General features: G+C 40.4%; 19 protein-coding genes. 11 read left to right on the forward strand and 8 right to left on the reverse strand.

Features of this window, described 5'->3' with window-relative positions; genetic code table 11:
• Positions 1–105 precede the first annotated feature (105 nt).
• Positions 106–837 (reverse strand): type 1 glutamine amidotransferase, encoded by a 732-nt coding sequence (locus MSVAZ_RS13825; protein WP_048121895.1) that lies wholly within the window; start codon positions 835–837, stop codon positions 106–108.
• Between the two features lie 488 nt (positions 838–1,325).
• Between MSVAZ_RS13825 and glpX the strand changes: the two genes are divergently transcribed.
• The 8 genes from glpX (at position 1,326) to MSVAZ_RS13865 (ending at position 10,193) form a co-directional block, all read left to right on the forward strand.
• On the forward strand, positions 1,326–2,414 hold the full coding sequence (gene glpX / locus MSVAZ_RS13830; protein WP_048124077.1) for a class II fructose-bisphosphatase: 1,089 nt from the start codon (positions 1,326–1,328) through the stop codon (positions 2,412–2,414).
• Positions 2,415–2,734: 320 nt separating this feature from the next.
• The gene (locus MSVAZ_RS13835; RefSeq protein ID WP_048121896.1) at positions 2,735–4,075 is read left to right on the forward strand and encodes a tRNA (N(6)-L-threonylcarbamoyladenosine(37)-C(2))-methylthiotransferase; all 1,341 of its coding nucleotides are present in this window, start codon (positions 2,735–2,737) and stop codon (positions 4,073–4,075) included.
• A 540-nt stretch (positions 4,076–4,615) separates the two neighbouring features.
• Positions 4,616–5,047 carry a NifB/NifX family molybdenum-iron cluster-binding protein gene (locus MSVAZ_RS13840; protein WP_048124079.1) on the forward strand — a complete coding sequence of 144 codons (432 nt, stop codon included), beginning with the start codon at positions 4,616–4,618 and terminating at the stop codon, positions 5,045–5,047.
• 445 nt (positions 5,048–5,492) lie between these two features.
• A complete protein-coding gene (locus tag MSVAZ_RS13845; protein ID WP_048121898.1) occupies positions 5,493–5,870 on the forward strand; it encodes a NifB/NifX family molybdenum-iron cluster-binding protein in 378 nt (125 codons plus the stop codon).
• 144 nt (positions 5,871–6,014) lie between these two features.
• Positions 6,015–7,247 carry a cation diffusion facilitator family transporter gene (locus MSVAZ_RS13850; RefSeq protein ID WP_048121900.1) on the forward strand — a complete coding sequence of 411 codons (1,233 nt, stop codon included), beginning with the start codon at positions 6,015–6,017 and terminating at the stop codon, positions 7,245–7,247.
• A 102-nt stretch (positions 7,248–7,349) separates the two neighbouring features.
• A complete protein-coding gene (locus MSVAZ_RS13855; protein ID WP_048124081.1) occupies positions 7,350–8,231 on the forward strand; it encodes an ATP-binding protein in 882 nt (293 codons plus the stop codon).
• The gene (locus MSVAZ_RS13860) at positions 8,228–9,160 is read left to right on the forward strand and encodes a nucleotide-binding protein (RefSeq protein ID WP_048121902.1); all 933 of its coding nucleotides are present in this window, start codon (positions 8,228–8,230) and stop codon (positions 9,158–9,160) included. Before MSVAZ_RS13855 ends, MSVAZ_RS13860 begins: the two co-directional genes overlap by 4 nt.
• A gap of 376 nt (positions 9,161–9,536) precedes the next feature.
• Entirely contained in the window at positions 9,537–10,193 is a 657-nt protein-coding gene (locus MSVAZ_RS13865) for a hypothetical protein (protein WP_232316103.1), read from the forward strand.
• Between the two features lie 197 nt (positions 10,194–10,390).
• Here the strand turns inward: MSVAZ_RS13865 and MSVAZ_RS18960 are convergent, their stop codons facing one another.
• On the reverse strand, positions 10,391–10,786 hold the full coding sequence (locus MSVAZ_RS18960) for an MFS transporter (protein ID WP_052725516.1): 396 nt from the start codon (positions 10,784–10,786) through the stop codon (positions 10,391–10,393).
• A 183-nt stretch (positions 10,787–10,969) separates the two neighbouring features.
• Here MSVAZ_RS18960 and MSVAZ_RS13875 point away from each other — a divergent pair, with 183 nt between their 5' ends.
• Positions 10,970–11,335: a cupin domain-containing protein gene (locus MSVAZ_RS13875; protein WP_048121904.1), complete on the forward strand. Its 366-nt coding sequence runs from the start codon at positions 10,970–10,972 to the stop codon at positions 11,333–11,335.
• A 47-nt stretch (positions 11,336–11,382) separates the two neighbouring features.
• On the opposite strand, the gene MSVAZ_RS13880 is transcribed toward MSVAZ_RS13875, so the two are convergent.
• Positions 11,383–11,640 carry a hypothetical protein gene (locus MSVAZ_RS13880; RefSeq protein WP_048121906.1) on the reverse strand — a complete coding sequence of 86 codons (258 nt, stop codon included), beginning with the start codon at positions 11,638–11,640 and terminating at the stop codon, positions 11,383–11,385.
• A 434-nt stretch (positions 11,641–12,074) separates the two neighbouring features.
• The gene (locus MSVAZ_RS13885) at positions 12,075–12,632 is read right to left on the reverse strand and encodes a TATA-box-binding protein (RefSeq protein ID WP_048121908.1); all 558 of its coding nucleotides are present in this window, start codon (positions 12,630–12,632) and stop codon (positions 12,075–12,077) included.
• A gap of 742 nt (positions 12,633–13,374) precedes the next feature.
• Here MSVAZ_RS13885 and MSVAZ_RS13890 point away from each other — a divergent pair.
• On the forward strand, positions 13,375–13,617 hold the full coding sequence (locus tag MSVAZ_RS13890; RefSeq protein WP_084626149.1) for a cupin domain-containing protein: 243 nt from the start codon (positions 13,375–13,377) through the stop codon (positions 13,615–13,617).
• Positions 13,618–13,628: 11 nt separating this feature from the next.
• Here the strand turns inward: MSVAZ_RS13890 and MSVAZ_RS13895 are convergent, their stop codons facing one another.
• On the reverse strand, positions 13,629–17,966 hold the full coding sequence (locus MSVAZ_RS13895) for a HEAT repeat domain-containing protein (RefSeq protein ID WP_048121910.1): 4,338 nt from the start codon (positions 17,964–17,966) through the stop codon (positions 13,629–13,631).
• 245 nt (positions 17,967–18,211) lie between these two features.
• On the opposite strand from MSVAZ_RS13895, the gene MSVAZ_RS13900 reads away from it, so the two are divergent.
• Positions 18,212–18,865 carry an exonuclease/endonuclease/phosphatase family protein gene (locus tag MSVAZ_RS13900; RefSeq protein WP_332310052.1) on the forward strand — a complete coding sequence of 218 codons (654 nt, stop codon included), beginning with the start codon at positions 18,212–18,214 and terminating at the stop codon, positions 18,863–18,865.
• 222 nt (positions 18,866–19,087) lie between these two features.
• Here MSVAZ_RS13900 and MSVAZ_RS13905 read toward each other — a convergent pair whose 3' ends face one another.
• The 3 genes from MSVAZ_RS13905 to MSVAZ_RS13915 all read right to left on the reverse strand — a co-directional run bounded on the left by MSVAZ_RS13905 (position 19,088) and on the right by MSVAZ_RS13915 (position 25,306).
• A complete protein-coding gene (locus tag MSVAZ_RS13905; RefSeq protein WP_048121912.1) occupies positions 19,088–22,471 on the reverse strand; it encodes a HEAT repeat domain-containing protein in 3,384 nt (1,127 codons plus the stop codon).
• 163 nt (positions 22,472–22,634) lie between these two features.
• On the reverse strand, positions 22,635–24,404 hold the full coding sequence (locus MSVAZ_RS13910) for a chloride channel protein (protein ID WP_048124087.1): 1,770 nt from the start codon (positions 24,402–24,404) through the stop codon (positions 22,635–22,637).
• Between the two features lie 329 nt (positions 24,405–24,733).
• Positions 24,734–25,306: a flavodoxin family protein gene (locus MSVAZ_RS13915; RefSeq protein ID WP_048121914.1), complete on the reverse strand. Its 573-nt coding sequence runs from the start codon at positions 25,304–25,306 to the stop codon at positions 24,734–24,736.
• Between the last annotated feature and the right edge of the window lie 237 nt (positions 25,307–25,543).

Genomic DNA, 25,543 nt, shown 5'->3' on the forward strand with positions numbered 1-25,543 from the left:
ATCTCTCTTTTTCTTCAATCTCTCTTTTTCTTCAATCTTCTGTTTTTCTTCAATCTCTCGTTCTCTTCAATCTTCTGTTTCTTGTTTCTACGTAATTTTTACCACTTAGTTTTCTTGCCCACATTTTTCTTCAAACCAGTTCATGAGAGAAAAGGCCAGGTTCCTGGAACTATCAAAAAAGCTTTCCTGCCCAAGTATTTCCTTTTCAGACTGGATATATTTTCCTGATACAAGATCGTGCCCTGAATCCCTGATCAGATTTCTTACCCACTGCCTGTTGGCTTCAGGGTGAAACTGTAGCCCGAGAACATTTCCATTGTAAATAAATCCCTGATTCGGGCAGGCCTCACTTTCAAAAAGCTTCACTGCTCCGGCTGGAATTTCAAAGGTGTCTCCATGCCACATAAAACCGGTAAACTCAGGAAACATGCAGGACGGAAGCTTTGAATCCTTTAGCTCGCTCGGGCTTTGTTCGATATTTTCTTCTATAGACCGTACCGTATGCCAGCCGATTTCCTTATACGGATTTTTCGTAACTTTTCCTCCAAGCACTTCGGAAATCATCTGAGCTCCAAAACAGCTCCCAAGCACGGGTTTGCCGTCTTCTATTACTGTTTTCACAAATTCTTTTTCAGGTTTTAACCAGGAATATTCCTCTTCCTGATAAATGCTCATGGTGCCGCCCATTATAAGGAGCAAATCGAATTCTTCAGGGGCAGGAAAAAAAGAGTTTTCGTAAAGCAGGGTTTTCGTAAGTTTATATTCTTTATCATCTATCCAGGTCCCTATACTTCCCAGGGTATCGTTTTTCAGGTGTTGTAAACAGTGAATTCTCATGGGTGTTTCCCCTTAAAGTATATTGAGCAGAAACTGCTCTTTTTGAATTAAACTTTAAATGCACTTCAGGTAAGGCTTAAATCAAATTGTCTAGCAACTGTTTGTTTTAGGAAGCATTCTTAATTGAGTTTCAGGCAAGCTTTAGAGCCTGAATTTCTGGCAGTTTTAAGCCAGACTTTTTTAGCCATCAGTTTTAAGCCAGGTTTTTTTAACCATCAGTTTTAAGCCAGGCTTTTTTAGCCATTTTTTTATACTTCTTATCTGTATGCTTTATTTTGGAGTCTTCTTGAAGGCCCTCTATTTGGACTTTCTGTGATGAACGCTTCATAAATAAATATATGACTCCATATATGCCTTCATTCGGCCAATAGATTCATTAATATACTATTGTGTTATGAGATCAATTAAATATAAAGAGTAAATTGCCGAAAAAAGATTTCATATCAGGAAGCAGATTATTCGCAAGTAGAAAATGGGAGTTGATTCTTATATCTCATCCAAAAACCGTAGAGGAAATGATTGATTGTTCAGGGCCTATAGAATGTGATTTATTGCCCAGACTTATTCATGTGACCGAAGCTGCTGCCATTGCCGCAGCGTACCAGATGGGGCGTGGGAACAAAAGTTTTGCCGACCAGGTAGCAGTTGCCGCCATGCGAAGGATGCTGAATAAACTTGACATGAAAGGCATAATCCAGATAGGGGAAGGAGAAAGGGATGAGGCTCCCATGCTTTATATCGGGGAGCACGTAGGAACAGGAAAAGGAAACCTTGAAGTCGATATTGCAGTCGACCCGCTTGAAGGGACAAACCTTACTGCAGATGGCGGGCCTGGCTCAGTTGCAGTTATGGCAATGGCTGAAAGGGGAGGAATTTTCCACGGCCCTGATATCTATATGGACAAGATTGTTGTCGGGCCAGATGTAGTGCGCTACGAAGAGGAACACCCTGATGAAAAGATTGACCTGGATGCTCCAGTCAGGTACAACCTTGAGATAGTCGCAAAGGCTCTCGATAGAAGTATTGAAGAGCTTGTAGTCGTTGTGCTTGACCGGCCAAGGCATGCCCAGAAAATAACCGAAATTCGGGAAGCAGGCGCCCGCGTAAAGCTAATCAGTGACGGAGACCTTATGCCCGGAGTTTCAACTGCAATCCGTGGGTCAGGCGTTCATATGGTAATGGGCGCAGGCGGTTCGGGTGAAGCAGTACTCACAGCGGCTGCAATCAAAATCCTGGGCGGAAAAATCCTTGCAAGGCTTGTGCTTCCCACGGTCGCAAACGGAAAGAGCCAGGATAAGGTCGACAAAGAAATTGAAGAAAAAATGCCAAGGCTCGAAAAAATGGGAATCACCCTTCAAAACATCAATGATGTCCTTGATACCAACAAGCTTGTGCCAGGGAACGACGTGATCTTTTCAGCATCAGCTGTAACTCCCGGCCATTTTCTGCGAGAAGTTAATCTGTTCGGTAGCGGGGATGCCAGGGTACACACAATCTCAATGGGTGCATCCGGATCTGTCAGGTTTACGGACAGTATTTATATAAAGGATAAGCGTGAGACTCCTCTCTACCTGTAAATCCTTTTATTCTCTTTTTTCATCTTTTTTAAAACACGGACTTTGCGAAGATACAGAATTTGATTACAGAACTTGGCTACAAAATTTGATCACATAACTTGATTACAGAATTATAAAATACAGAACTTGATTACAGAATTATTGAACACAGAACTTGATTACAGAATTATCAAATACAGAACTTGATTACAGAATTATCAAATACAGAACTAAGGAATACATAATTCAAAATTCAAAGTTTCAAAATTCAAAGTTTCAAAATTCAAAGTTTCAAAATTCAAAATTACGAAATTAAAAAACATAGAGTTTAGAGTTAAATCATGAAAGTCTATCTTGAAAGTTTTGGCTGTTCGGCGAGCCAGGCCTCGGCTGAAATAATGAAGGCAAGCGTCGAAAGACTGGGGTATGAACTGCTGGGCCCTGAGGCTGCCGATCAGGCAGAGGTCTATATCTGCAACTCCTGTACGGTAAAATACACTACGGAACAGAAGATCCTGTATAAAATTCGCAGCATGGGCGAGAAGAACGTGGAAGTTATCGTTTCAGGCTGTATGCCTGAAGTCCAGCTTGAGGACATCCTGCATGCAAATCCCGAAGCCCATATCCTAGGGGTAAATGCGATTTCTCGGCTTGGAGAGCTTCTTTCTTCAATCGAGCAGAGAAAAAAGGAATGTATTCCCGGAGGAGAACATCTGGAGTTCCGGGCTTCCGAACCTGTGGGATTTCTCAATGTTCCGCATGAGCGTTCCAACCCTAATATTCACATCTGCCAGATCTCGCAGGGCTGCAATTTTGCCTGTTCCTACTGCATTGTAAAATATGCAAGAGGCAAGCTGCACTCTTTTTCACCGGATGAGATCGTCGAAGATATCAGGTCAGCTGTTGTCGAGGGTTGCAGGGAAATCTGGCTTACTTCCCAGGACGACAGCCAGTATGGAATGGACACGGGTGTCAGACTTCCGGAACTCCTGCGCATGATCTCAGAAATTCCAGGCGACTTCAAAGTCAGGGTTGGAATGATGAATCCTTTTTCTGTCCTCCCCATCCTCGATGACCTTGTAGATGCTTTTGATTCCGACAAGGTCTTCAAACTTCTTCACCTCCCAATCCAGTCTGCTTCTCATTCGGTCCTGAAGAGAATGAACCGCCTGCACAAAATGGACGTAGTGGACACGATAATTACTAAATTCCGTTCCCGTTTCGAGGATTTATCCCTCTTCACCGACATAATTGTAGGCTTCTGCGATGAAACCGACAACGAGTTCAAGGAAACTGTCGAATGGGTACAGAAATACCGTCCCGAAAAGGTTAATATTTCAAGATATTCTCCTCGCCCGCACACTAAAGCCTTTTCTTTTCGGAACCTTGACTCCAGGATTTTAGTTCAGCGTTCTCATGAATTGCATAAGGTCTGTGAACAAATCAAGATTGGGTCCAAGCAGGCGATGATCGGCTGGAAAGGTCGGGCCTTTGTCTCGAAATATACGGAAATCGGGGATATTCTCACCCGCACGGATGCTTACCGTCCCGTTGTTATACGCGGCTCGAATCTAAAGCCTGGCCAGTATGCAAATGTTGAAATTGTTGCTGCAAAACCTGGATATTTCCTTGGAAAATTGATTGAAGACCGACCGGTTTCTGAAATAGAAGAAATTCAATAGGGAATGCCAGGTAAGGTGTATATTTAATTTTCATCATGGCTGTTTTCAATTTCTTCAAATAACATTTTTTAGAATCTCTACTCAAGGAATTATCTTTCCAAAACCAAAGTTCGAAGTATGCGAGTTTGAAAGCTTCTAGTTTTTCTATAACGACCAAAATTCAAGCTTTAATTGAGTTCAAGATCTAATTGAGTTCAAGATCTATGAATTCAAGATCTATGAGTTCAAGATCTATGAATTCAAGATCTATGAGTTCAAGATCTATGAGTTCAAGCTCCAATTGAGTTCAAGATCTAATAAAGAAACTCATGATGGTTTTATTGTGGTTTGATTTTTTATATCCAGACTTTTTTTAAAACTTGAATATTCTGGACTTTCTCTGAAGCTATTTTCTACAGATATTCTGCTCGGTACAGGATAGATACAACAAGTTCCCGGGCACATAGAAAAGTATAAATACTTTTACTCATATGAGTGAAAATAGGATTCCAAGACTTTTGAGTATAGATGGTCACAAAGGAAACAGGTGGAGTAAAAAGAATGAACATTTGCGTAACAGCCAGTGGTGAGGGGCTCGACTCCGAAGTGGACCCAAGGTTTGGGAGATGTAGCTACTTTGTAATTTATAACCCTGAGACCAGACATGTGGAATCTATATCAAATGCCGCTGCGTTCACTTCTGGCGGTACCGGCATAAAAGCAGCAGAAATTATTGCAAACGCAGAAGTCGATGTCCTCTTAACAGGCACAGTGGGGCCCAATGCTTTTTCGATGTTCTCAGAGCTTGGTATTGATGTTCAAGTCGGAATAAAAGGTACAGTGCAGGAGGCTATCAGGCAGTATAAAGCTGGAGAACTTCAGTCAATCCGCAGTCCCAATACCACTCCTGGTTCTGGCATGAGAAAAGGAAATGGCATGGGAAGGGGAATGAAAGGAGGTGGTATGGGAAGAGAGACAGGTAGAGGCAAGTAATCCTTAGTCTTGATAAAGTTAGTAAAATAAAATTTCTGAGAAAGACACATTCCTCCATGTGTGAAAAACGGTATTATTCTCCTTTGTTTGCGAAAAACGGTATTATTCCCCACAATTTGTTAAAAACGGTATTATTCACCAGAATTTGCAAAAAACGGTATTATTCACCAGAATTTGCAAAAAACGGCATGATTCACCCTAATTTGTGAAAAACGATATTATTACCCATAGTTTGCAAAAAACGGTATTAATCCCCATAATTTGCAAAAAACGGTATTATTCACCAGAATTTGCAAAAAACGGTATTAGTTTCCATAATTTGCGAAAACAGCATTATTCACCAGAATTTGTTAAAAACTTACATATTGTGTAATCTCAAAATATGTGTCAATGCAATCAAAAAACACCACTAATTGATAAAACGATAGGCAATGCAGGTGATTATATGAAAGTAAGTATTCCTACAAGAGATGAGAATGGTCTGGACGGAATTGTTGAACAGCATTTTGGAAAAGCTCCGACCTACACCATAATAGACACAGAGACCAACCAGGTAACTGTAATTCCTAACACCAGTGAGCACATGGGAGGACTCGGACTGCCTCCAGAGTACCTTCATGAAAATGGAGTAGATATAATGCTCTGTGGCGGACTCGGATTCAAGGCTGTCAATATGTTCGAATCTTATGGAATCAAGGTTTTTGTGGGGGCTGGCGGTACTGTAAGGGATACGTTTGAGGCCTGGAAAGCAGGAAAGCTCCATAACGCGACTGCTGAGAATTCCTGCTCCGAACATGGGCATGACGACCATCACCATCAATGAAATCACGAAAAGTACTGTCAGAGAGAGTAGTACTGTCAGAGAGAATAGTACTGTCAGAGAGTGTCAGAAAGGTTTCAATTTTCTAAAAATTCGATTGTCTAAGTTGTGATATGAATAAATGACTCACTTAAAACGGATCTTCAAATGAATGCGCAAGACAACCTGGAACTGGGGGTTAAAACATCAAGGAACGCAACCCTGGCGCTTGCATTCCTTGCTTTCCTTAAAGGAGCTGTGGGTATTTATTCCGGAAGCACAGTCTTGTTTGCTGATGCTGTCCACACTGGTCTGGATATTTTTGCCTCTCTAGCAGTCTGGATTGGGCTCAAGATAAGCCTTAAAAGCAGTAAGCATTTTCCTTATGGGTACTACAAGGCAGAGAATATCATAGCTCTCTTTGTTTCTCTATTAATCCTGCTTTCTGGCGTTGAACTGTTAAGGGAAGGCTTTACAGGCGCAAATACTACTTCCCAGATTGAATTTCAGGGGCTTGCCCTTGCAACGGCTGTTTTTTCAGTACTTACAATCTATGGCCTTTCCATATACAAACGAAATGTAGGGACAAAGATCAATTCTCAGTCCTTAATAGCTGACGCAGTGCATTCTTATACGGACGCCTTTTCTTCGATGATAGTGGTTGTGGCAGTCCTTGGCTCTATGTTAGGGGTCTCGAAACTTGACAGTTTAGGTACTATTATAATTTCTCTTTTGATCTTCAAAATGGGAATCGAAAGTGCCAGGGATGCAGTGCTCACCCTGATGGATGCCTGGCTCGATGAAGAGGAAAGTGAGAGAATTAAAAAAGACATACGCAATATCCCGGGCTTGATGGACCTTGAAGACCTGAAACTCCGAAAATCCGGACTTGTGGTTTTCGGGGAAGCTACGGTTGAAGTTGAGGGTGAAACCGACCTGAAAAGGGTGGAGCTGCTCTCTGAGGAAATCAAAACGGCTGTTAAAAAAGAAGTGGAAAACCTGGAGCATATTGTTGTTAATGTAAAGCCTGTACAACGGAAAAATTTTAGGTTAGCTCTTCCCGTTTTTGATAAGAATGGGTTTCAAGCAAAGCTTTCGGAGCACCTTGGAAAAGCTCCTTATTTTCTCTTTGTAGAGATAGAAGAGGGCAAGGTTGGAGATTATCAAATTATCGAAAACCGATTTTTTAATTCTGAGAAAAAAGGAGGCATGAAAGCCGTGGACCTGATTATTCAGGAAAAAGCAAACGTCCTTGCGGTAAGAAATGTCGGTGAAGGCCCATACTATATGCTCCGAGATAATTTTATCAAAATTCTTCAAATCCCCGATGGGGTAGATACTGCCAGAGAAGTCCTCGACAGGTTCCAGAACCTTGAAGAAATCACAGTGCCTGCGAAATAACATGGAAAATTACAGTTTCTGAAAAATAATATGGAAAATCACAGTGCCTGCGAAATAAACATGGAAAATTACAGTGCCTGCGAAATAACATGGAGATCGGATATGAAAATTGCAATTGCAAGTGGAAAAGGAGGAACCGGGAAGACCACGGTTTCTTTAAATCTTGCCCTTTCTCTTTCAGATGTACAGCTAGATGTACAGCTAGATGTACAGCTTTTTGACTGCGATGTAGAAGAACCTAACTGTAATCTTTTCCTTGGTTTTGACCTTGAAAAAGTAGAAGATGTAGTTTGTCCAGTACCTGTAATCGATCAGGAAAAATGCAATATCTGCAGGCAATGTTCGGACTTTTGCCGTTATAACGCCCTGGCAGCCCTTCCTACCAGAGTTTTGTTTTTTCCTTCTCTTTGCCACGGATGCGGAGGATGTGCTGTTCTCTGCCCGGAAAAGGCAATCCAGGAAACTCATAGGTCCCTTGGAGTAATCGAAAAAGCAAAAGGAAAAAGTTCACCTGAGTTTTACAGGGGGCTTTTAAATATCGGGGAAACGATGACATCGGCTGTTATCAAAGCGCTCAAGAAACATATCGATAGCCGGAAAACTGCAATTCTAGATGCCCCGCCTGGAACTTCCTGCCCTGTTATTGCTTCTGTTGATGACGTGGATTACTGTGTGCTTGTGACTGAATCAACCCTTTTTGGTTTCCACGACCTCAAGCTTGCCGTAGGCGTTGTAAGGGCGCTTAAAGTTCCCTTTGGGGTTATCATTAACCGCTGGGGGTTAGGGGACTCAAGGGTAGAAGAATACTGTAAAGCCGAAGGAATCCCGGTCCTTCTCAAGATCCCAAACGATCTCAGAATTGCAGAACTCTATTCTCGCGGCATTCCCTTTGTTCGAGAAATGCCGGAATGGAAAGAGAAGTTTCTCGATATGTTTGAAGCAATAAAACTCCAGCTTGCAGGTGTAGAGGAAGAGATAACATGAAGCAGCTTACTGTAATCAGCGGAAAAGGCGGGACTGGAAAAACAACCCTTACGGCAGCTTTTGCCTCGCTTGCAAAAAATGCTGTCATTGCCGATTGCGATGTGGATACAGCTGACATGCATCTGATCCTGAAACCCGAAATTCTGGAAAAAGAAGACTACTACGGCTTTGAGGTTGCCAGGATTGACCCGGAACTCTGTATCGAATGCAGAAAATGCAGAGAATTTTGCAGGTATGGAGCGGTAAATGAAAATTTTGAAGTTGACCCTTACGGATGCGAGGGATGTGCTGTTTGTACCATTGTTTGTCCCAATGGAGCAGTTTCCATGGAACAAAGAGTATCGGGGCAGTCCTTTTCTTCCGAAACTCGTTTCGGGCCTATGGCTCATGCAAAGCTCGGCATCGGAGAAGAGGCAAGCGGAAAACTTGTAAGCGCCGTTCGAAGCAATGCAAAAAAGCTTGCAGAACAATATCATAAAGATTTAATCATAATTGACGGACCTCCTGGAACAGGCTGTTCCACAATTGCAGCTATTACAGGTACGGATCTGGTTCTGGTGGTAAGCGAACCAACCGTTTCCGGAATTCATGACCTTAAAAGAATTATTGAGCTTGCTGTACATTTCATGATCCCGACTGTCGTCTGCATAAACAAGTCTGACATAAATGAAGAGAATACTCAACTGATTGAAAATTTCTGTGCCGAACAGGAAATTCCGGTAATAGGCAGGCTCCCTTATAATGACATTGTAACGAAGGCAATGCTTCAGGAACAAACCTTGATAGAGTATACTAAAGGCAGCGAGTGTTTAAATGAAAGTGAGTTTTCGGATCAGGTCTGCCAAATCTGGGCCAGAGTGGAAAATATACTGATGGGTGTTCAGGATAAACAGAAAGGGATTAAAACTCTCAAAATGAAAAACTTATAATTTTAGGTTATAAAACATACAGTATCAGGTTCAGAGCTTCAGATTCTTTTTTCATGGGCCATCAATTTATATAAGATTTATTTTATATAATCATTAAAAACTAATGATCTCCAATCAATAATCTCCAATCAATAATCTCCAATCAATAATCTCCAATCAATAATCTCCAATCAATAATCTCCAATCAATAATCTGCAAAATAATAATCCCTAAAACTACAAATAATCCCTAAAACTACAAATAATCCCTAAAACTACAAATAATCCCTAAAACTACAAATCTTTAAAGCTAACAATATCTCTGCGCTTAATTTTTGATAACCGGGTTTTTGCCTGTACTTCTTTAATCGAAGTCGATTTTTAAATATGGGGGTTTAGTGCTGAAAGATATCGCTGTTGGAACCTGTGTACACCTGTTATCCCGGATAGATGACAAAGCTCTTGCCGAGTTCTGGAAAGAAACCTCTGCTGGGAAATCTCCGATAGTTGATTCTCAGGGTAATCTGGGTTATTCCCTGTTGAGCGAGGACGGCATTTTATTTATCAGAAATGATTTTGCAGTTACGAGTTATGAGCAGTTTGAGCTGGTTTTTGGAGACCTTTTCCTGCCAGACACGGTTCAGGAACTCCTTATTAAAGATAAAGTGCTGCTTCTTATGGTGTGCAGGAAAGGCACGCAGGACTTTTTACTCTCCGAACTTCGTACTGATGTCAAGTTCATGCTTGACCTGCCGCGTGGAGAATACTTCTTTTTTGTATTTCTCCTGGACGCAGGCGCTGAATCCCTTTTAAACTCCACAGTCCACGCCATAGGTTTTCCATCCAGGATGCATTTGAACAGCCCGGAGCTTGAGACCTTTTATCTCAAACACCCTGTTGACATCTGGGAATTTGTAGATCCTTCACCTATTGAGATTAAACGCGGAGGGCCTTTCTATATCAACATGATTATGATAAACATCGAACAGATTCCGGGCTGTTCCCTGCTTTTTTCCGAACTTCTGCAGGAAGATGAATCCACGCCTCCTCTTTGAAATCTTTTCTCTTAAATGAGCCCTACATCTAAAGCTCTGCATCTAAAGTCCTGTTTTCTCTCTACTTCAGGTGCAGATTGAGGACTTCAGGTGCAAGTGTAAAATTAGTATAATTAGTATGGTTTTTCAGATTCCAGAAGTTCAAAAATCGTAAAATTAAAATGAAAATATATTATCCATAATATATGATAAGAAATTCAATTTCTCACAGTCGTTATTTGTTGAACTGCAAGGATATCAAATAATGTAATTACTCCAGCCACGAAGAAGATTACTGAAGGTATTGTGCTATAAATAATAGAACCTCCTGTAGCTAATGAAAATAGAAAATAAAGCGCGTATAATGGACTTATAATTAAAATAGCCCACATAACGTATGTGAGTGCATCCTTACTCATATTTTCGCTATTGATTTCCGGTTTTTTATTTGGTTTCACATTTTTGCTATTGGTATCTGGTTTTTTATTTGGTTTCACATTTTCGCTATTAATATCTGGTTTTTTATTTGGTTTCATATTTTCGCTATTGGCATCTGGTTTTTTATTTGGTTTCACATTTTCGCTATTGATATCTGGTTTTTTATTTGGTTTCATATTTTTATGCTCCGAGTATCATTATTCATCGAATTGTCTCCTAATATTAATTAATAATGTAAAACATATATAATAATTTGAGCCTGGGGTAGTTTTTTCAAGAAAAGTTCCAGATAAGAAAGTTTAGGTGCAAAGTCTCTTGAATGAAAAAATAGTTATAATTGCGGTTTCCAGTAATTCACAATGCAGCTCTTTACCAGATACGAAGAAATAGAACCTTACGTCACAAAAGACGGTTCAATTATCCGCGAACTTATGCATCCGTCGGTCCACGGCAACTCAAATCAGAGCCTTGCCGAAGCCACTGTGCCAGCCGGAGGAAAAACCCTTCTTCACAAACACCACTTGACCGAAGAAATTTATCACATTACCGAAGGCAGCGGGATAATTACTCTTGGCTCTGAAGAATTCAAGGTCAAAAAAGGAGATACTGTTTGTATTTCTCCCGGCACTCCGCACAGAATTCAAAACACAGGAAATACGCCGCTGAAAATTCTCTGCTGCTGTGCGCCGGCTTATTCGCATGAGGATACGGAATTGGTGGAATGAATTCAGGAATCAAAAGAAACGTTTTTTGAGTGGAGAGTTCTCTTATATTAAGCAATTTGCTCCGATATGTTTGCATACTGAACACTTATTTCATTATACTCAGCATCATTGAGTCCATCCATTTTTCTCTTTTTAAGTAGCTTAGCCTGTTTTGACTTGTAAATCGCCAGGCAGTTCCTCCCCGCATCTTCTCTTGTGAAACATTTGTCTTCGATTTTCTCTATTTCAATTGAACTCAGTTGCTTCCCACTACCGGTTGTGAAATATCTTACATAAGGTTTGAATCCTGAATCCTTAAAAAGCATTTCAAAATCTTTTTTGTCATCTCACAGAACGAAACTCCTTTCTTTTTCGACCAGTTCCTTTTGATCAAGAATAAATATCTCCCGCCATCTTGGACTTTGCTGGAAAGTGAATACATAATGTCTGGAAGGTAAACAAGTTCAATTTCAGGTTGTGGTACAAAAAATCTAGCTTTGTTACAAAATCAGTGTAAACCTTCACAATTAAGAAAGTTAGTCACTCTCATCGCCGGGAAAAAGGTACACAAAGGTAAAAATCATAGTATCAAACTGCAGAAATATTATTTTTGCATCACAACTTTATGCGTGGCCTTAAGATCCTCTTTGTCTTGGCCGGGCTTCTCGAATTATTTTATTAGGGAAGCAATAGCACCATATTTAATTTGGTAAATGAGGTACAATAATCTTTAAAAATTGGATCATTTTTGAGGTCCTATTTAAGAAAGTAGTCCTAAGTTATCAAACTCTGTACTGATGATCCGCAGACCCTCCTCGCAATCCTCTGGAATTTTGCCACCTGCGATTACCAGCTTACCAGAACTGAATATAAGCACTACTAGTTTGGGAGCATCGATCCTGTAAACAAGCCCGGGAAATACTTCTGGCTCGTACTCAACGTTCTCCATGCCAAGGGCCATAACAATTGTGTTCAGGTTTAGGTTCGTTTTCAAATCAGCGGTGGCTACAATGTTCTGAACATGAACTTCAGGGTCTAGATCTATTTTATCGAAGCCGATGTCCTTTAGTGTGTTAGCCAGAGTGATTATGGCCTTATGGGCGTTCTCGACGCTCTTGGATCCGGTGCATACCACTTTTCCGGAAGTGAAAATTAAAAAAGCAGCTTTGGGATTCTGAATTCTGTATACGAGGCCGGGGAACTTCGCTTTGTTATATTCTGCGCCTTCCAACCCAGACTCCATTATTTTTACCAGGTCGAAATCTTCCGCCAACGTGGTGGATGCCACTATGTTCTGTATAGTTATTATAGACTCCATAAAACACATATCCTAAATGTTTTTAAATAGATGTAATTATCGGTTAAGACACAAAATGAGGTTCCATTACAAAAAAAATTATTAAATTTATACTCTAAAATAAATAAAAAGTCATTGGTCATCGGTTAAGGAATTTTTCTTGCCTGAAAGCTATCGATTTTGCACTTTAATCCTGATTAAACTTTTGCCTTTTTACATGGAATCGATACCTTGTTCCAGTCCACAATATATTAAAACCTTAACTCTGCCACGAATAGGGAATATCTTTTTCAATAACAATGCTCTTGATCATGTTTCACTCAGAATCATTAAAACACAGTATATAATTTTTCAGTGGGTCCCCCCGGAAAGAAAGATAACAAATTGATGTTTGAGCCTATAGGTCTCGAATTTAAAAATAAGCAAAAATGCAAAAATTACTTATTTTATACCCTATAGGAAATAAATTTCTCCATATTTTTCAGTTTATTTCAAACAAAATTTTCAAACAAAATTTTCGATATCTATAGAACAAATCGCATTAAATGTATAAAAAATCTCTGGTAATTTGAAAGCAATAGAGGGAAAAATGCAAAAATCCTTTAAAAAACAACATCAAAAGATACAATACTTGAATTGGTTTATTCCCTACGCGAAGGAGAGTCAAGGTTAAAATTTATAACAATTGTTGTGGAAATGGAGGCAATTTATCACGATTCCTCACTTAACCGAAGACGCATAACAGAGCCTTGCCGAAGCTACCGTGCCAGCCGGTGGAAAAACTATTCTTCACAAACATCACCTGACCGAAGAAATCTATCACATTACAGACGGTAGCGGGATAATGACTCTCGGTTCTGAAGAATTCGAGGTCAAAAAAGGGGATAACGTTTGTATTTCTCCCGGCACTCCGCACAGGATTCAAAACACAGGAAATACGCCGATGAAAATTCTCTGTTGCTGTTCGCCGGCTTATTCACATGAGGATACGGAATTGTTGGAATGAGTTAAATAAAATTAGATTCTTAAGAATTTTTCGTCTTTAAATAAAATGACCTTCGATTTCTCTTCTTTTTCGATTTCAGAGAGGATTTCAAATGCGGTATTAGCTGAATACTCGTGATCTGATTCCAGTAAACCTTTCAGCTGCTCTCTGTTTTTTACAGTACAAATCTCTACAAGTGCCTCTGCCGCACTCAGCCTCACATCTGAGTCATCATCTTTCAGTGCGTTTATTAGCGGCTGCACAGCTGTATCCGATTTAATATTTCCAAGTGCCTCTGCCACACTTCTCCGCACATATGAATCTTTATCTTTCAGTGCATTTATCAATGGTTTTACTGCTGTATCCGATTTTATGTTTCCAAGTGCCTTTGCCGCTCTCCACCGCACATATTCATCTTCATCTTTCAGTGCGTTAATTAGCGGCTGCACAGCTGTATCCGATTTAATATTTCCAAGTGCCTCTGCCACACTTCTCCGCACATATGAATCTTTATCTTTCAGTGCATTTATCAATGGTTTTACTGCTGTATCCGATTTTATGTTTCCAAGTGCCTTTGCCGCTCTCCACCGCACATATTCATCTTCATCTTTCAGTGCGTTAATTAGCGGCTGCACAGCTGTATCCGATTTGATATTTCCAAGTGCCTCTGCCACACTTCTCCGCACATTTGAATCTTCATCTTTGAGTGCGTTGATTAACGGCTGCACAGCTGTATCCGACTTGATATTTCCTAGTGATTCTGCCGCATATCGCCGCATATATGAATTTTCATCTTTGAGTGTATTGATTAGCAGTTGCACGGTTATATTCGACTTGATATTTCCAAGTGCCCCTGCTGCTCTCAACCGCACATTTGAATCTTCATCTCTGAATGTGTTGATTAGCAGCTGCATGGCTGTATCCGACTTAATATTTCCAAGTGTCTCTGCCGCATAATGCCGCACAAATAAATCTTCATCTTTGAGTGCGTTGATTAACGGCTGCACAGCTGTATCCGACTTGATATTTCCAAGTGCCTCTGCCACACTTCTCCGCACATATGAATCTTTATCTTTGAGTGCATTGATTAGGGGTTGCACTGCTTTATCCGATTTAATATTTCCAAGTGCCTCTGCCGCATAATGCCGCACATATAAATCTTTATCTTCGAGTGCGTTGATTAACGGCTGCACTGCTACATCCGACTTAATATTTCCGAGTGCCTTTGCTGCACTCCTCCTCACCTCTGAGTCTTTATCTTTGAGTGCGTTGATTAACGGCTGCACTGCTTTATCCGATTTAATATTTCCGAGTGCCTTTGCTGCACTCCTCCTCACTTCTGAGTCTTTATCTTTGAGTGCGTTGATTAACGGCTGCACTGCTTTATCCGATTTAATATTTCCGAGTGCCTTTACTGCACTCCTCCTCACTTCTGAGTCTTTATCTTTGAGTGCGTTGATTAACGGCTGCACTGCTACATCCGACTTAATATTTCCAAGTGCTTTTGTCGCATTCAGTCGCACCTCTGAATTTTCATCTTTAAGTGCGTTGATTAACGGCTGCACTGCTTTATCCGACTTAATATTTTCGAGTACCTTTGCCGCACTCCTCCTCACTTCTGAGTCTTTATCTTTGAGTGCGTTGATCAACGGCTGCACTGCTTTATCCGACTTAATATTTTCGAGTGCTTTTGTCGCATTCAGTCGCATCTCTAAATTTTTATCTTTAAGTGCATTAATTAACGGCTGCACTGCTTTATCCGACTTAATATTTCCAAGCGCTTTTGTCGCATTCAGTCGCACCTCTGAATTTTCATCTTTAAGTGCGTTGATTAACGGCTGCACTGCTTTATCCGACTTAATGTTTCTAAGTGCCTCTGCCGCTCTCCATCGTACACTTGGATTTTCATCTTTCATCGCATTGATTAGCAACTGCACGACTGTATCCGACTTAATATCTCCAAGTGCTTCTGCCACCCTCCGCTGCACATACCAAACTTCGTCTTTGAGTGCGTTGATTAGAAGCTGCACAGCTGTATCCGACTTGATAGTTCCAAGTGCCTTTGTTGCATTCAGTCGCACCTCTGAATTTTCATCTTTGAGTGCATTGATTAGGGGTTGCACTGCTTTATCCGACTTAATATTTCCAAGTGCCTCTGCCGCATAATGCCGCACAAATACATCTTCATCTTTGAGTGCATTGATCAGGGGTTGCACTGCTTTATCCGACTTGATATTTCCAAGTGCTTCTGCAGCCCTCTGCTGCACATACCAATCTTTATCTTTGAGTGCATTGATAAGGGGTTGCACTGCTTTATCCGACTTGGTCTTTCCAAGTGTCTCTGCTGCAATCTGTCGCATCTCTGAATCTTTATCATTCAGAAATTTAACTATTATACTAATTCCAGTGGTTCCTATTTTTCCCAGACTTTCTATATAACTTATTTTTTCCAGTTTATACCTAGAATCCATTTTATCGGCAAGTAAAACACACAGTTTTTCCTTTATTTTGTCACTTGCTTTATTTACGCACTTTGAAGCTAGGAAAATTTCGGGTTGAAATATTAACTTTTGATCTTCTTTTGGAAGCATTGAATCAATAAATTCGTCAATCGAGTCCAAATCTAGCATTTCAGAGGTGAATATCACAACTTCTTCCCATTTTGGATGACTAAATGCCTCCGATACATCAAATCCTGCTTCAAAAAGCTCTTTTAGCTTTATAGCTGCAAAATATTCCTGAAAAGACTGGTGGATTCCATATGATACATAATCATCATTTTTATAAAGTACTCCAAGATTGGAGCAGTCTTCAAGAATCAACTGAGGGCGAATTTCTTTAAATAGAGAATCTTCAGAACTTTTTTTGACAAATTTGAGAGCTTCAGAATATTTACATGAAACTTCATTTCTGCACTGAAGTTTAAAATACAGGTCAGTAAGGGCATTCTCAATTTGTATTCTATCTGCGTGAAGACTTTTTCCTTTTTCTTTCTGATGATTAAAAAGAGTAGAAATAAAAGCTTCGTACAATTCAGAACGGTTTGAAGGCAGTAAGTCATTGGAATTGTCTTTTCTTCCCATAGCAACTTTAATGGCGATGTAAAGCATCATCGGGTTAGATAGTATGGATTTTAGCTGTTGGTTGCTAAGGATTTTGTCTTTGAGAGTATCTGCTAGTTCTCCATTTGAAACGTATCGACTTATGAATACCTCTATTTTCTCGTCTGTTAGTTTTTCCAGTTCTGAGACTTTGAAACTATTTTTTACACTCTCAAAAAAGCCTGGTCTTGAAGAAATAACAAATCTACAATTGTTGTAATCAGCAATGAAATTTGAAATCTTATCGTAGGGATGGAACTCATCGGTAGTTGAAAGTAAATCAAAGCCGTCAAGGAGAATAATTACTTTTCCTTTCAATACCTTTTCTAGAGTGTTCTCTGAGATTCCTTTCTCTCTAGCTTTCATAGCGACGTATGCGTCAAAAGGTTTCTTTATGAATCGCTCTTCACTTATATAAGAGTTTAATTCAATGTATAGAGGAATGTTTTCGTTTTTTCTCTCAAGATAACTTTTAGCAAGAGTATAACTCAACCATTTAAGTGTGGTCGTTTTTCCTGAACCTGATTCCCCAGAAATAATAAGTTTTATCTCTTTCTCAACAAGTTCAAGAACTTCAAATTCTTGTTCTTTATTGCTTTCCTCATCGTGAAATTTTAAAGTTACTGGTAAAATTTCTTTAGCTGAAAGCTCTGTATATACTTCACTGATTCCGGTTTTTCCATCTTCGTCTATTATTTTATTTAGGTATTTTTCTAATGCTTTTTCAAAGTCTACGCCGGATTCTTTTTTATCTTGATTTTCTCCACCGCCCTTGATTACTTCTTTTATTTCCTGAACGTTATGAGATATTTCTTTGACGTCTTGAGATATCTCTTGAACTCCTTGATTTGTTTCTTGGACTGTTTTACATGTTTGTTTTGCTAAGTAGAGCCCAAGATAGTCTCTAAGTTCAGGTTCTTCTTCTATTTTGGTATCTATTATCTCAAAAAAGGAATTTAAGATTAAATCTGCATCTTCGTGGGAGAAATCCTCCTCACTGAATAATTCAAAAAACTCATTGATCAAAATGTTTGAGCAATCAAGCTTATCCGGGCTTTTCAGATATTTTTCGATTGCTTTTTCCACGTTTTCCTGATGAAAAAAAGTATCAATTTGTATTCCAGTCAATTTATAATTTTTATTTGAGAACTCTTCAATTGCTTTATCATATACTTTTGAAGAAGTATCAGAAATATATTCAGGGATATTCTTGAAAGACTCATATAAGAGGTTAGTAAATAAGCCTAAAGCTAATTCTGAAATAACCATTGTATCCCTGTTGATATGAAAATCTCTTCCTTAATTCTCAATCAACTCTTTATAAAATCATCTATATTAATTCTTTCTATTTTATTCGGTAAAGGCTGCTCTCCTCCGTCGAGCGTGACAAATCTTTCCTGATTCTTTATAATCAAATTCAAAGCTTTTTAGTAATTAGTGACTGTATCAATAGTCTTAATATGAAAATCGTAACTTGGAACTGTAATATGGCTTTCCGGAAGAAATAAAAACAAATTCTTCCTTATAATCCCGATTTATTGATTGTTTCTGAGTGTGAGCATCCGGATAAATTCAGCGATAAATTTTACGACGATGTTTTATGGATAGGTGATAACAGAAACAAGGGTCTGGGTGTTTTCAGTTTCAATGATTTTGAAATTGCAATCCATGAATCTTATTGTGAAAATTACAGATATGTCCTTCCTGTCACAGTGAACGGCGGTGAAGCAATGAATTTTATTGCTATCTGGTCTCAGAACAATAAAGAGGACCTAGGAAGGAGATACATTGGAGAAGTTTGGAAGTCACTGAATTACTATAAGGACTTGTTCAGATTTCCAACGATTATTGCAGGTGATTTCAACTGGAATGTTATCTGGGATCAGGGGAATCAGAAATATCCTCTTTACGGAACACTCACTGATGTAATTAATTTGTTAGAGCAATTTGATATTTTCAGTATGTATCATACTTTTACAAATACAGAGTTCGGGATTGAAAAGGAACCGACGCTTTATTTCAGGAAAAATCAGAAAACTCCTTATCATATAGATTATATTTTTGCGCCTTCTGAAATAATTAATCGCGGGAAATCGTTTTCGGTTGGTAAATATGAAGATTGGATTTCTCTGAGTGATCATATGCCTTTAATAGCAGAATTAGAATAACTACTCACTTCTTGGAACTTCTTTACGGAAATCTTGTATTATATTCTCTTTATCTGTCTTCTCTTATTATATGGGAAAGGCCGCTCTCCTACGTCGAGCGTGACAAAGACGACCCAATATGGCGAATATGGTTTCACGGGTTAATTTTTCCATTTATTGGGTTGAAATGAGGTTATTTTATCCTTTATTGTGATCTTCTACTGCTTTCTACAGTTTTTTAATTTATTCCCAATCTAAAAACAGCTCGGTTTTTAAGATTTCCTCCATTTCAATGCTTTCCAGGATCTCAAAAGCGAGATTTGCCGTAAATTCGTCTTCCGAGTCAAGTAAAGCCTGCAAACGTGGCCTGTCCTCTTCAGTACATATCTTTTTGAGAGTTCCGGCTACTTCGGCTTTTACAAAGCGGTTACAATCATAAAGGCTGTTGATAAGGGGTTCGACGGCCTTTTCAGGTTTTATCCTGCCGAGAGCTTTTGCAGCAGCCAACCGCGTAAAATCATCCGTATCCGTAAGGGCGGCAATAAGGTGATCAACTGCGTTTTCGGCTTTAATCTGGCCGAGAGCTTCGGCTGCTCCTGATCTTCCTTTATTATTTGGATCCATCAGCGCATCAATAAGAGGTTCTATAGCCTGGCTGGATTTTATTTTACCAAGGGCTTTTGCAGCTTCTTCTTTTACAGAGCCGTCGTTATCAAAAACCAGAATAGCTATCAGGGGCTGGAGAGCTTTTTTTGATTTTATCTGGCCGAGGGTGTCGGCAGCAAAACGGCGTACGGTTGCGTCCCTGGACTTGAGGGCACTGACCAGCGGAGGGATAGCTTTTTCACAATCAAAAAGGTTCAGGGATCCGGCTGCAAGCCTCCTGACTTCATCGTCCTCGTTATCAAGGGCGCTGATCAGGGATTCAAACGCTCTTTCACTTCTGTTTTCGGACAGGCTTTGCAGGGCTTTTGCTGTTTCTTTTCGCACAAGTTTATCTTCGTCTTTAAGAGCGTTATCAATGAACTCAAAGATCTGGTCCGATATGCAATCAGGAATCCCATAAGGATTTATCTGGCCAAGGGCTCTTACTGCTCCCTGCCTTGTGAAAGGGTCCTGAGACTTAAAAATCCTGATAAGGGGGTCAAGGACTTTTTCGCATTCCAGTTGCCCGAGTGCATTTGCAGCTTCCTTCCTGACAAAGCGGTTTTCATCCCCGAGGGCAAAAAGCAGCGGAGCAATGGCTTTTCTAACTTTCATCATTCCGAGAGCTTTTGCGGCTTCCAGTCGGACTAAATGACTGTTGTCCTGGAGTTTATTTATCAGGGTTTTAGCAGCTTTCTCGGACTTTATTTCTCCAAGGGATTCTACGGCTGTCTTTCTTACAAACTCGTCCTCATCCGAGAGTGCTGAAACGAGGGAGTCAAGCGTTTCCTCGGACCCTACTCCCCCGAGGGCTTTTGCAGCTTCCCTTCGGACGAAACGGCTTTCGTCCCCAAGCATATTGACGAATGTTCCGGAAGTTTTGTCCGATTTGATTTCTCCAAGGGCTTTTGTAGCGATCCAGCGTACAAATTCATCTTTATCTTCAAGGGCATCTACAAACGGTTCAACAGCCCTTTCCGACCTCATCCGGCCCAAGGCTTCAGCAGCTCCCAGCTGGACAAGTTTGTCTTCTTCCTGAAATGCTTTTATAAGGGCTTCCGCCACTTGCCTGGAATTTGTCTTTCCAAGGGCTCCTACAGCTCCAATCCGAACAAAGTCGTCTTTGGCCCCGAGTGCGGAAATAAGGACTTCCATCGCTTTCTCAGATCCAATCTGCATTAGCGCATTTGCAGCCTCCAGCCGGACAGCCCGGTTCTTATCTTCAAATGTGTCCCTGAGCAGTTCTATTGCTCTTTCGGACCCTATTAAGCCAAGAGACTTTATGGCTTCTATCCGTACAGAATAATCTGCATCCCCAACTGCAGCCTCAAGTGGAATAAGTGCCATCTCGGACCTGGTTTCCCCGAGCACTTTCGCAGTCTCTCTTTTTACCCTGATATCTTTATCTTTAAGTGCTCCAGTATTGGCCCTGATCCCACAGGCTCCGAGCCTTCCAAGGCTCTGAACAGCCTTTATTTTTTCTACAGTATACCTGCTGTCAAGTTTTCTGGCAAGCAAAGCACATAGCTTTCCTTTTGTTTCGGGACTGGCTCTCCCAGCACATTTTGAAGCCAGATACAAGTTTCCGCTTGAGACCATCAAATTTAAAAGTTCGTCTCCTGATTCGAGCAAGTCCGAGGTGAGCATTATCACATTCTCCCATCTCGGATTCCTGAAAGCCTTTGAGATATCCATCCCGTTTTCACAGTATGTTTTCAGCTTTAAAGCCGCAAAATATTCCTGAAAAACTCGATTTATTCCGAACTTTACTTCGGAACTCTTTCTTATCAGAAGTCCAAGCTCTAAGCAGGCCTGAAGGAGTTTTCCCGCCTTTAACCTACCAGACCTGCTGCACTCTGTAATCCTTCCAGATTTGCTGCACTCTGTTTTGCTGCACTCTGTTTTGCTGCATTCTGTAATCCTTCCAGAGCTGCTGGCTTCTATATATGATTCTGCCACTTCAAGGGCATAGCTATACTTACATGAAACCTTATTCTTGCACTGGAGTTTGAAGGCCAGATTCATAAGGACATTTTCAATATTTGTTCTTTCGGTGTTCAGCTCCTGAGAATCTATTCTTCCAGTACCTAGCTCCTGATAACTTATTCTGTAATCTTTAAAAAGCTCCGAAACAAAAACCTGATAGATTTCTGCCCGGACGAAAGGAATTGAATCAAAAAAATTAAAGTGCTGGACACCTTCATGTTTTCCTCTTCTTCCCATATGTGCCGTTGAAAGTTTGATCCAGAGATAAAGCAGCAGAGGATTCTGGAGGATAGGCTTTGACTGAATCTCACCCAGGCTTCTGGCTTTTAAAAGCTTTGCCTGTCTCTTATTGGGAACGTACTTTTCTATAAACAGCCTGATTTTTTCATCAGTCAATTTTTCAAGTTCGGAAAGTGCAAATGTACTTTTTAAACTATCAGACGGCTCGGGTCTAGAGGCAATAACATATCTACAGGCTTCATACTCGGAAATAAAATCGGAGATCTCATCAAAAGGGGAAAAATTCTCTGAAGGCATGAGCAAATCAAGCCCATCCAGTAACAGCAGGGCTTTTCCTTCGAGCAGCTTCTTAAAATCCGTCTCAGAAATGCCTTTTTTCGTTACCTCTGCTTTTAAGTAATTAGAAAAAGAACCTTTAACATAGGACTTAAGTTCTATATATATCGGAACAAATCCTTCTTTTTTCAGGAGGTATTCCCTGGCATAAACCGTACTCAGCCATTTTAGGGTGCTTGTCTTTCCTGAACCTGCTTCCCCGTAAATTATCAGGTGCCTTTCTTTTTCCACGATTTGTGAGATCTTGAAGTCATAGGCAAGAGAAACCCTTTCTTCAAAAAGCCTGCGCGTGATTGGTAGTATTTCTCTGGCGGATAATTCTACATAGTTAGAGTTTTTATCTCTATCTTCCAGTATTACGTTTTTCAGGTACGTCCCCATGTACCCGTTTGAACTACTTTCAGTTATAGACTCAGGCATAAGGTCCCCCCAAAATATCTAAATGGTATTTCCTTTCCAGATTCTATTCTTATTGTCAGGGGATCTTTTTTAGGTTTACTGCTTTCAGTATGTACCTTCAGTAAGTATCCTGACTATTTTCAGTAGGTATCCTGACTATTTTCAGCAGGTATCCGGACTATTTTCAGTAGGTATCCCGGACTTTTTCTACGACTTTCTTGTTATATGCATTTACGATGTCGCTTCGGGTAATGAGGCCGAGTAGTCTGGTTTTATCCTCTCTGTCCACGACTGGAAGCCTGCCTATTTGCTTTGAAGCAAAGCGTTTGAGGACCGCATCAAGGGTTTCATCAGGATAGGCAACTTCCAGACGCCGGGTGGCTATATCCTTTACTTTTTTGTCAACGTCTCCGGACTTTACTTTGCTCCGGAGGTCTGAAAGGGTTACTATACCTGAAAGTTTGCCTTTGGAATCAAGGACTGGAAAACCGACGTGGCGGCTTACCTGCATTAGGGTTGTAAGTGTCTCAACACTCTTCTCCTCAGAGACTGTCTGGACATATGTGATCATGGCGTCTTTTACAAACAAGGAGCTCATGATATCCACTTCCCTGCCTTTTCGGATCTTAAATCCTTTCCTGCGTAGGCCCTCCGTGAAAATGGACTCCGGATAAAGGGCATTTGACATCACATTGCTGAGTACGCAGGCAAACATGAGAGGAAGAATCATATTATAATCCCTTGTAATCTCAAAAAGGATCAGAATGGCAGTAAGGGGAGCCCTGGCAGTTCCGGCAAAGACTGCACCCATCCCGACCATAGCATATGCCCCTTGCTCAGCTAAGGTCCCCGGAAAAAACAGGTTTGCGACTGTCCAGAAAGCCCCTCCCAGCATTGCACCTGTAAAAAGGGAAGGGACAATCGTTCCTCCTGAGCCACCAGAGCCCAGGCTCAGGGAAAAAGCAAGGATCTTTAAAAAGAGCAGGATTATCAGGATCTTGAAAGTAAACTGGTTGTTGAGGACATCCGTTATTACAGTATAGCCCATTCCCATAACTCTGGGATAAAAAATACCCATTGCGCCGACTGCGAGCCCTCCCAGAGCAGGCTTGAAAACGGGATGGAAAGGGATTTCCGAAAAAATATCTTTTGTGTAGTAAAGCGTCCGGATCAGGACTGTAGAGACGATCCCCGCAAGAAGTCCGAGCACAAGGCAGAGTCCGAGTTCTTTGTAGGGGTTAATCAACTGGTAAGGCGAGATCTCTATAGGTTTTATTCCGAAAAGTGTGCTTGAGACAAGGGTTGCAAAGACCGAGGAAATAACTATCGGAATAAAAGTCCTGGTTTCAAGTTCCCCGTAGATTACCTCTACCACAAAGACAACCCCTGCAAGAGGGGCGTTAAACGCAGCTGCAATTCCGCCGGCAGCTCCACAGCCTAAAAGGATCTGAAGCTGCCTTTCCGTGCTATTCAGGATTTTTCCCATAAAAGCCCCGGTACCGGCTCCTGCAAGGATTCCGGGTGCTTCCTTTCCCAGGGAACCTCCTGAACTGATTGTGATTATTGAAGTAAAAACTTCCAGAAAAACATCCTTGAGATTAAGCCTTGCTCCGCGGAGGGTTACGGTTTCTATAAGCCCGTCAACGCCGTATTTCTTTTTCATCAGAAAATGGGAGATTAGTCCTACCAGCAAACCCCCAAAGGCAGGCACGAATAACACATAATAGTGTGGGAACTCGTGCAATGGGAACCCTTGCTGCATACCCAGAAAAGTGTTGCTGTACTGGAGAGTCCTGTCATAAACTCCGATCACGAACCCTGTAAGGAGCCCGATTATAATAGCAATTGTATTGACTCTGGCAGTTTCGGTATCAAACCGGGCAATATACTCTGTTATCCTGGGATATTCTCTTACATTGTGGAATACCACTCTGTGCTCTGGACTAACTTCCAAAAACTCGTGCCTCTTAAATCCTTTTATCTCTTCCTTTTTCTTGAACAAAAAGGTAAGTTTCAGGTTTATTTTCCCTGAGTATTTTTCACTCGAAGGATTTCAAGCATTTATTTAAATGTATCATTATATTATATTATACAATGTATGCCCAGAGTACAGCCTGTGAAAATCGAAGATTGTTTTCCTCGATTTTTTTCACTATATTCAGCCTTCTTAATCTTTGTTATATTCAGCCTTTTTAATCTTTGTTATATTCAGCCTTCTGCATCTTTGTTAGATTAAGTCTCTTTATCTTCAGTATTTTCTATGTACCGCCCTTTATTCAATTCTTATCTTTTGTTATTCTGGATAAGTTCCAGAACCTCACAGAGTTTTTTTGCAGTTTCGGAAACGGTCTGCATACCTATGGAGTCTTCTTCTGCCGGGTTCCAGGCTATTCCTCCGAAATGAGAATTATCACCAACTATAATCATGCCGTGAATATGCATCCAGTCATGGATTGATTGAATGGTTTTTTCCTGACCTCCGTTTCTTGAGCCCCCGACTGAGAGAGCGGCTCCAACTTTGTTTTTAAGTGAAAAGTTATTGCGGCGAAGCAGGACACTTCTATCAAAAAGGGCTTTGAGCTGGGCAGGATAATTTCCCATATAAACGGGAGATGCAACAATTATACCGTCTGCGGACCTCATTTTTTCATAAACTTCTTCCATATCGTCTTCAATTACACATGAGTCATTCTCCATACAAGCTCCGCAAACTTTGCAGGGTGCAATCTCCATGTTTGAAATAAAAACGGTATCAGTTTCAAAACCCCTTTCTTTTGCTATTTCGAGAGCGGTTAAAATCATTTTTTCACAGTTTTTTCCCTTTCGTGGGCTGCCTGAAATCCCCAGTATCTTCATTTAAATCATTCCGAAATTCTTTTATATTATTTATCACGTATAATCAGTAATAATTGTAAAGTATACCATCTGCCAAAAATATCACAGATCGTTATATATTTTAAAGAAAAAAAGTCCATATATAAGTTTTTGTTGGCAGTCTTAATTATATATTTATTATTTTTATATATATCCCTATTCATTTTACGTAAATTTATATATTAAGACCCAGCTAACTTAAACTACTCCAATTATATA

Origin of the sequence: Methanosarcina vacuolata Z-761 (assembly GCF_000969905.1) — an archaeon.
Taxonomy (GTDB): domain Archaea; phylum Halobacteriota; class Methanosarcinia; order Methanosarcinales; family Methanosarcinaceae; genus Methanosarcina; species Methanosarcina vacuolata.

What these genes read in the sequence shown, in the direction of transcription:
- MSVAZ_RS18960 (WP_052725516.1), bottom strand. Translation starts at nt 10,786, where the DNA reads ATGAAACCAAATAAAAAACCAGATATCAATAGCGAAAATGTGAAACCA.
- MSVAZ_RS13835 (WP_048121896.1), top strand. Translation starts at nt 2,735, where the DNA reads ATGAAAGTCTATCTTGAAAGTTTTGGCTGTTCGGCGAGCCAGGCCTCG.
- MSVAZ_RS13895 (WP_048121910.1), bottom strand. Translation starts at nt 17,966, where the DNA reads ATGGTTATTTCAGAATTAGCTTTAGGCTTATTTACTAACCTCTTATAT.
- MSVAZ_RS13825 (WP_048121895.1), bottom strand. Translation starts at nt 837, where the DNA reads ATGAGAATTCACTGTTTACAACACCTGAAAAACGATACCCTGGGAAGT.
- MSVAZ_RS13885 (WP_048121908.1), bottom strand. Translation starts at nt 12,632, where the DNA reads ATGGAGTCTATAATAACTATACAGAACATAGTGGCATCCACCACGTTG.
- MSVAZ_RS13860 (WP_048121902.1), top strand. Translation starts at nt 8,228, where the DNA reads ATGAAGCAGCTTACTGTAATCAGCGGAAAAGGCGGGACTGGAAAAACA.
- MSVAZ_RS13915 (WP_048121914.1), bottom strand. Translation starts at nt 25,306, where the DNA reads ATGAAGATACTGGGGATTTCAGGCAGCCCACGAAAGGGAAAAAACTGT.
- MSVAZ_RS13905 (WP_048121912.1), bottom strand. Translation starts at nt 22,471, where the DNA reads ATGCCTGAGTCTATAACTGAAAGTAGTTCAAACGGGTACATGGGGACG.
- MSVAZ_RS13880 (WP_048121906.1), bottom strand. Translation starts at nt 11,640, where the DNA reads ATGCTTTTTAAGGATTCAGGATTCAAACCTTATGTAAGATATTTCACA.
- MSVAZ_RS13845 (WP_048121898.1), top strand. Translation starts at nt 5,493, where the DNA reads ATGAAAGTAAGTATTCCTACAAGAGATGAGAATGGTCTGGACGGAATT.
- MSVAZ_RS13850 (WP_048121900.1), top strand. Translation starts at nt 6,015, where the DNA reads ATGAATGCGCAAGACAACCTGGAACTGGGGGTTAAAACATCAAGGAAC.
- MSVAZ_RS13840 (WP_048124079.1), top strand. Translation starts at nt 4,616, where the DNA reads ATGAACATTTGCGTAACAGCCAGTGGTGAGGGGCTCGACTCCGAAGTG.
- MSVAZ_RS13875 (WP_048121904.1), top strand. Translation starts at nt 10,970, where the DNA reads ATGCAGCTCTTTACCAGATACGAAGAAATAGAACCTTACGTCACAAAA.
- MSVAZ_RS13855 (WP_048124081.1), top strand. Translation starts at nt 7,350, where the DNA reads ATGAAAATTGCAATTGCAAGTGGAAAAGGAGGAACCGGGAAGACCACG.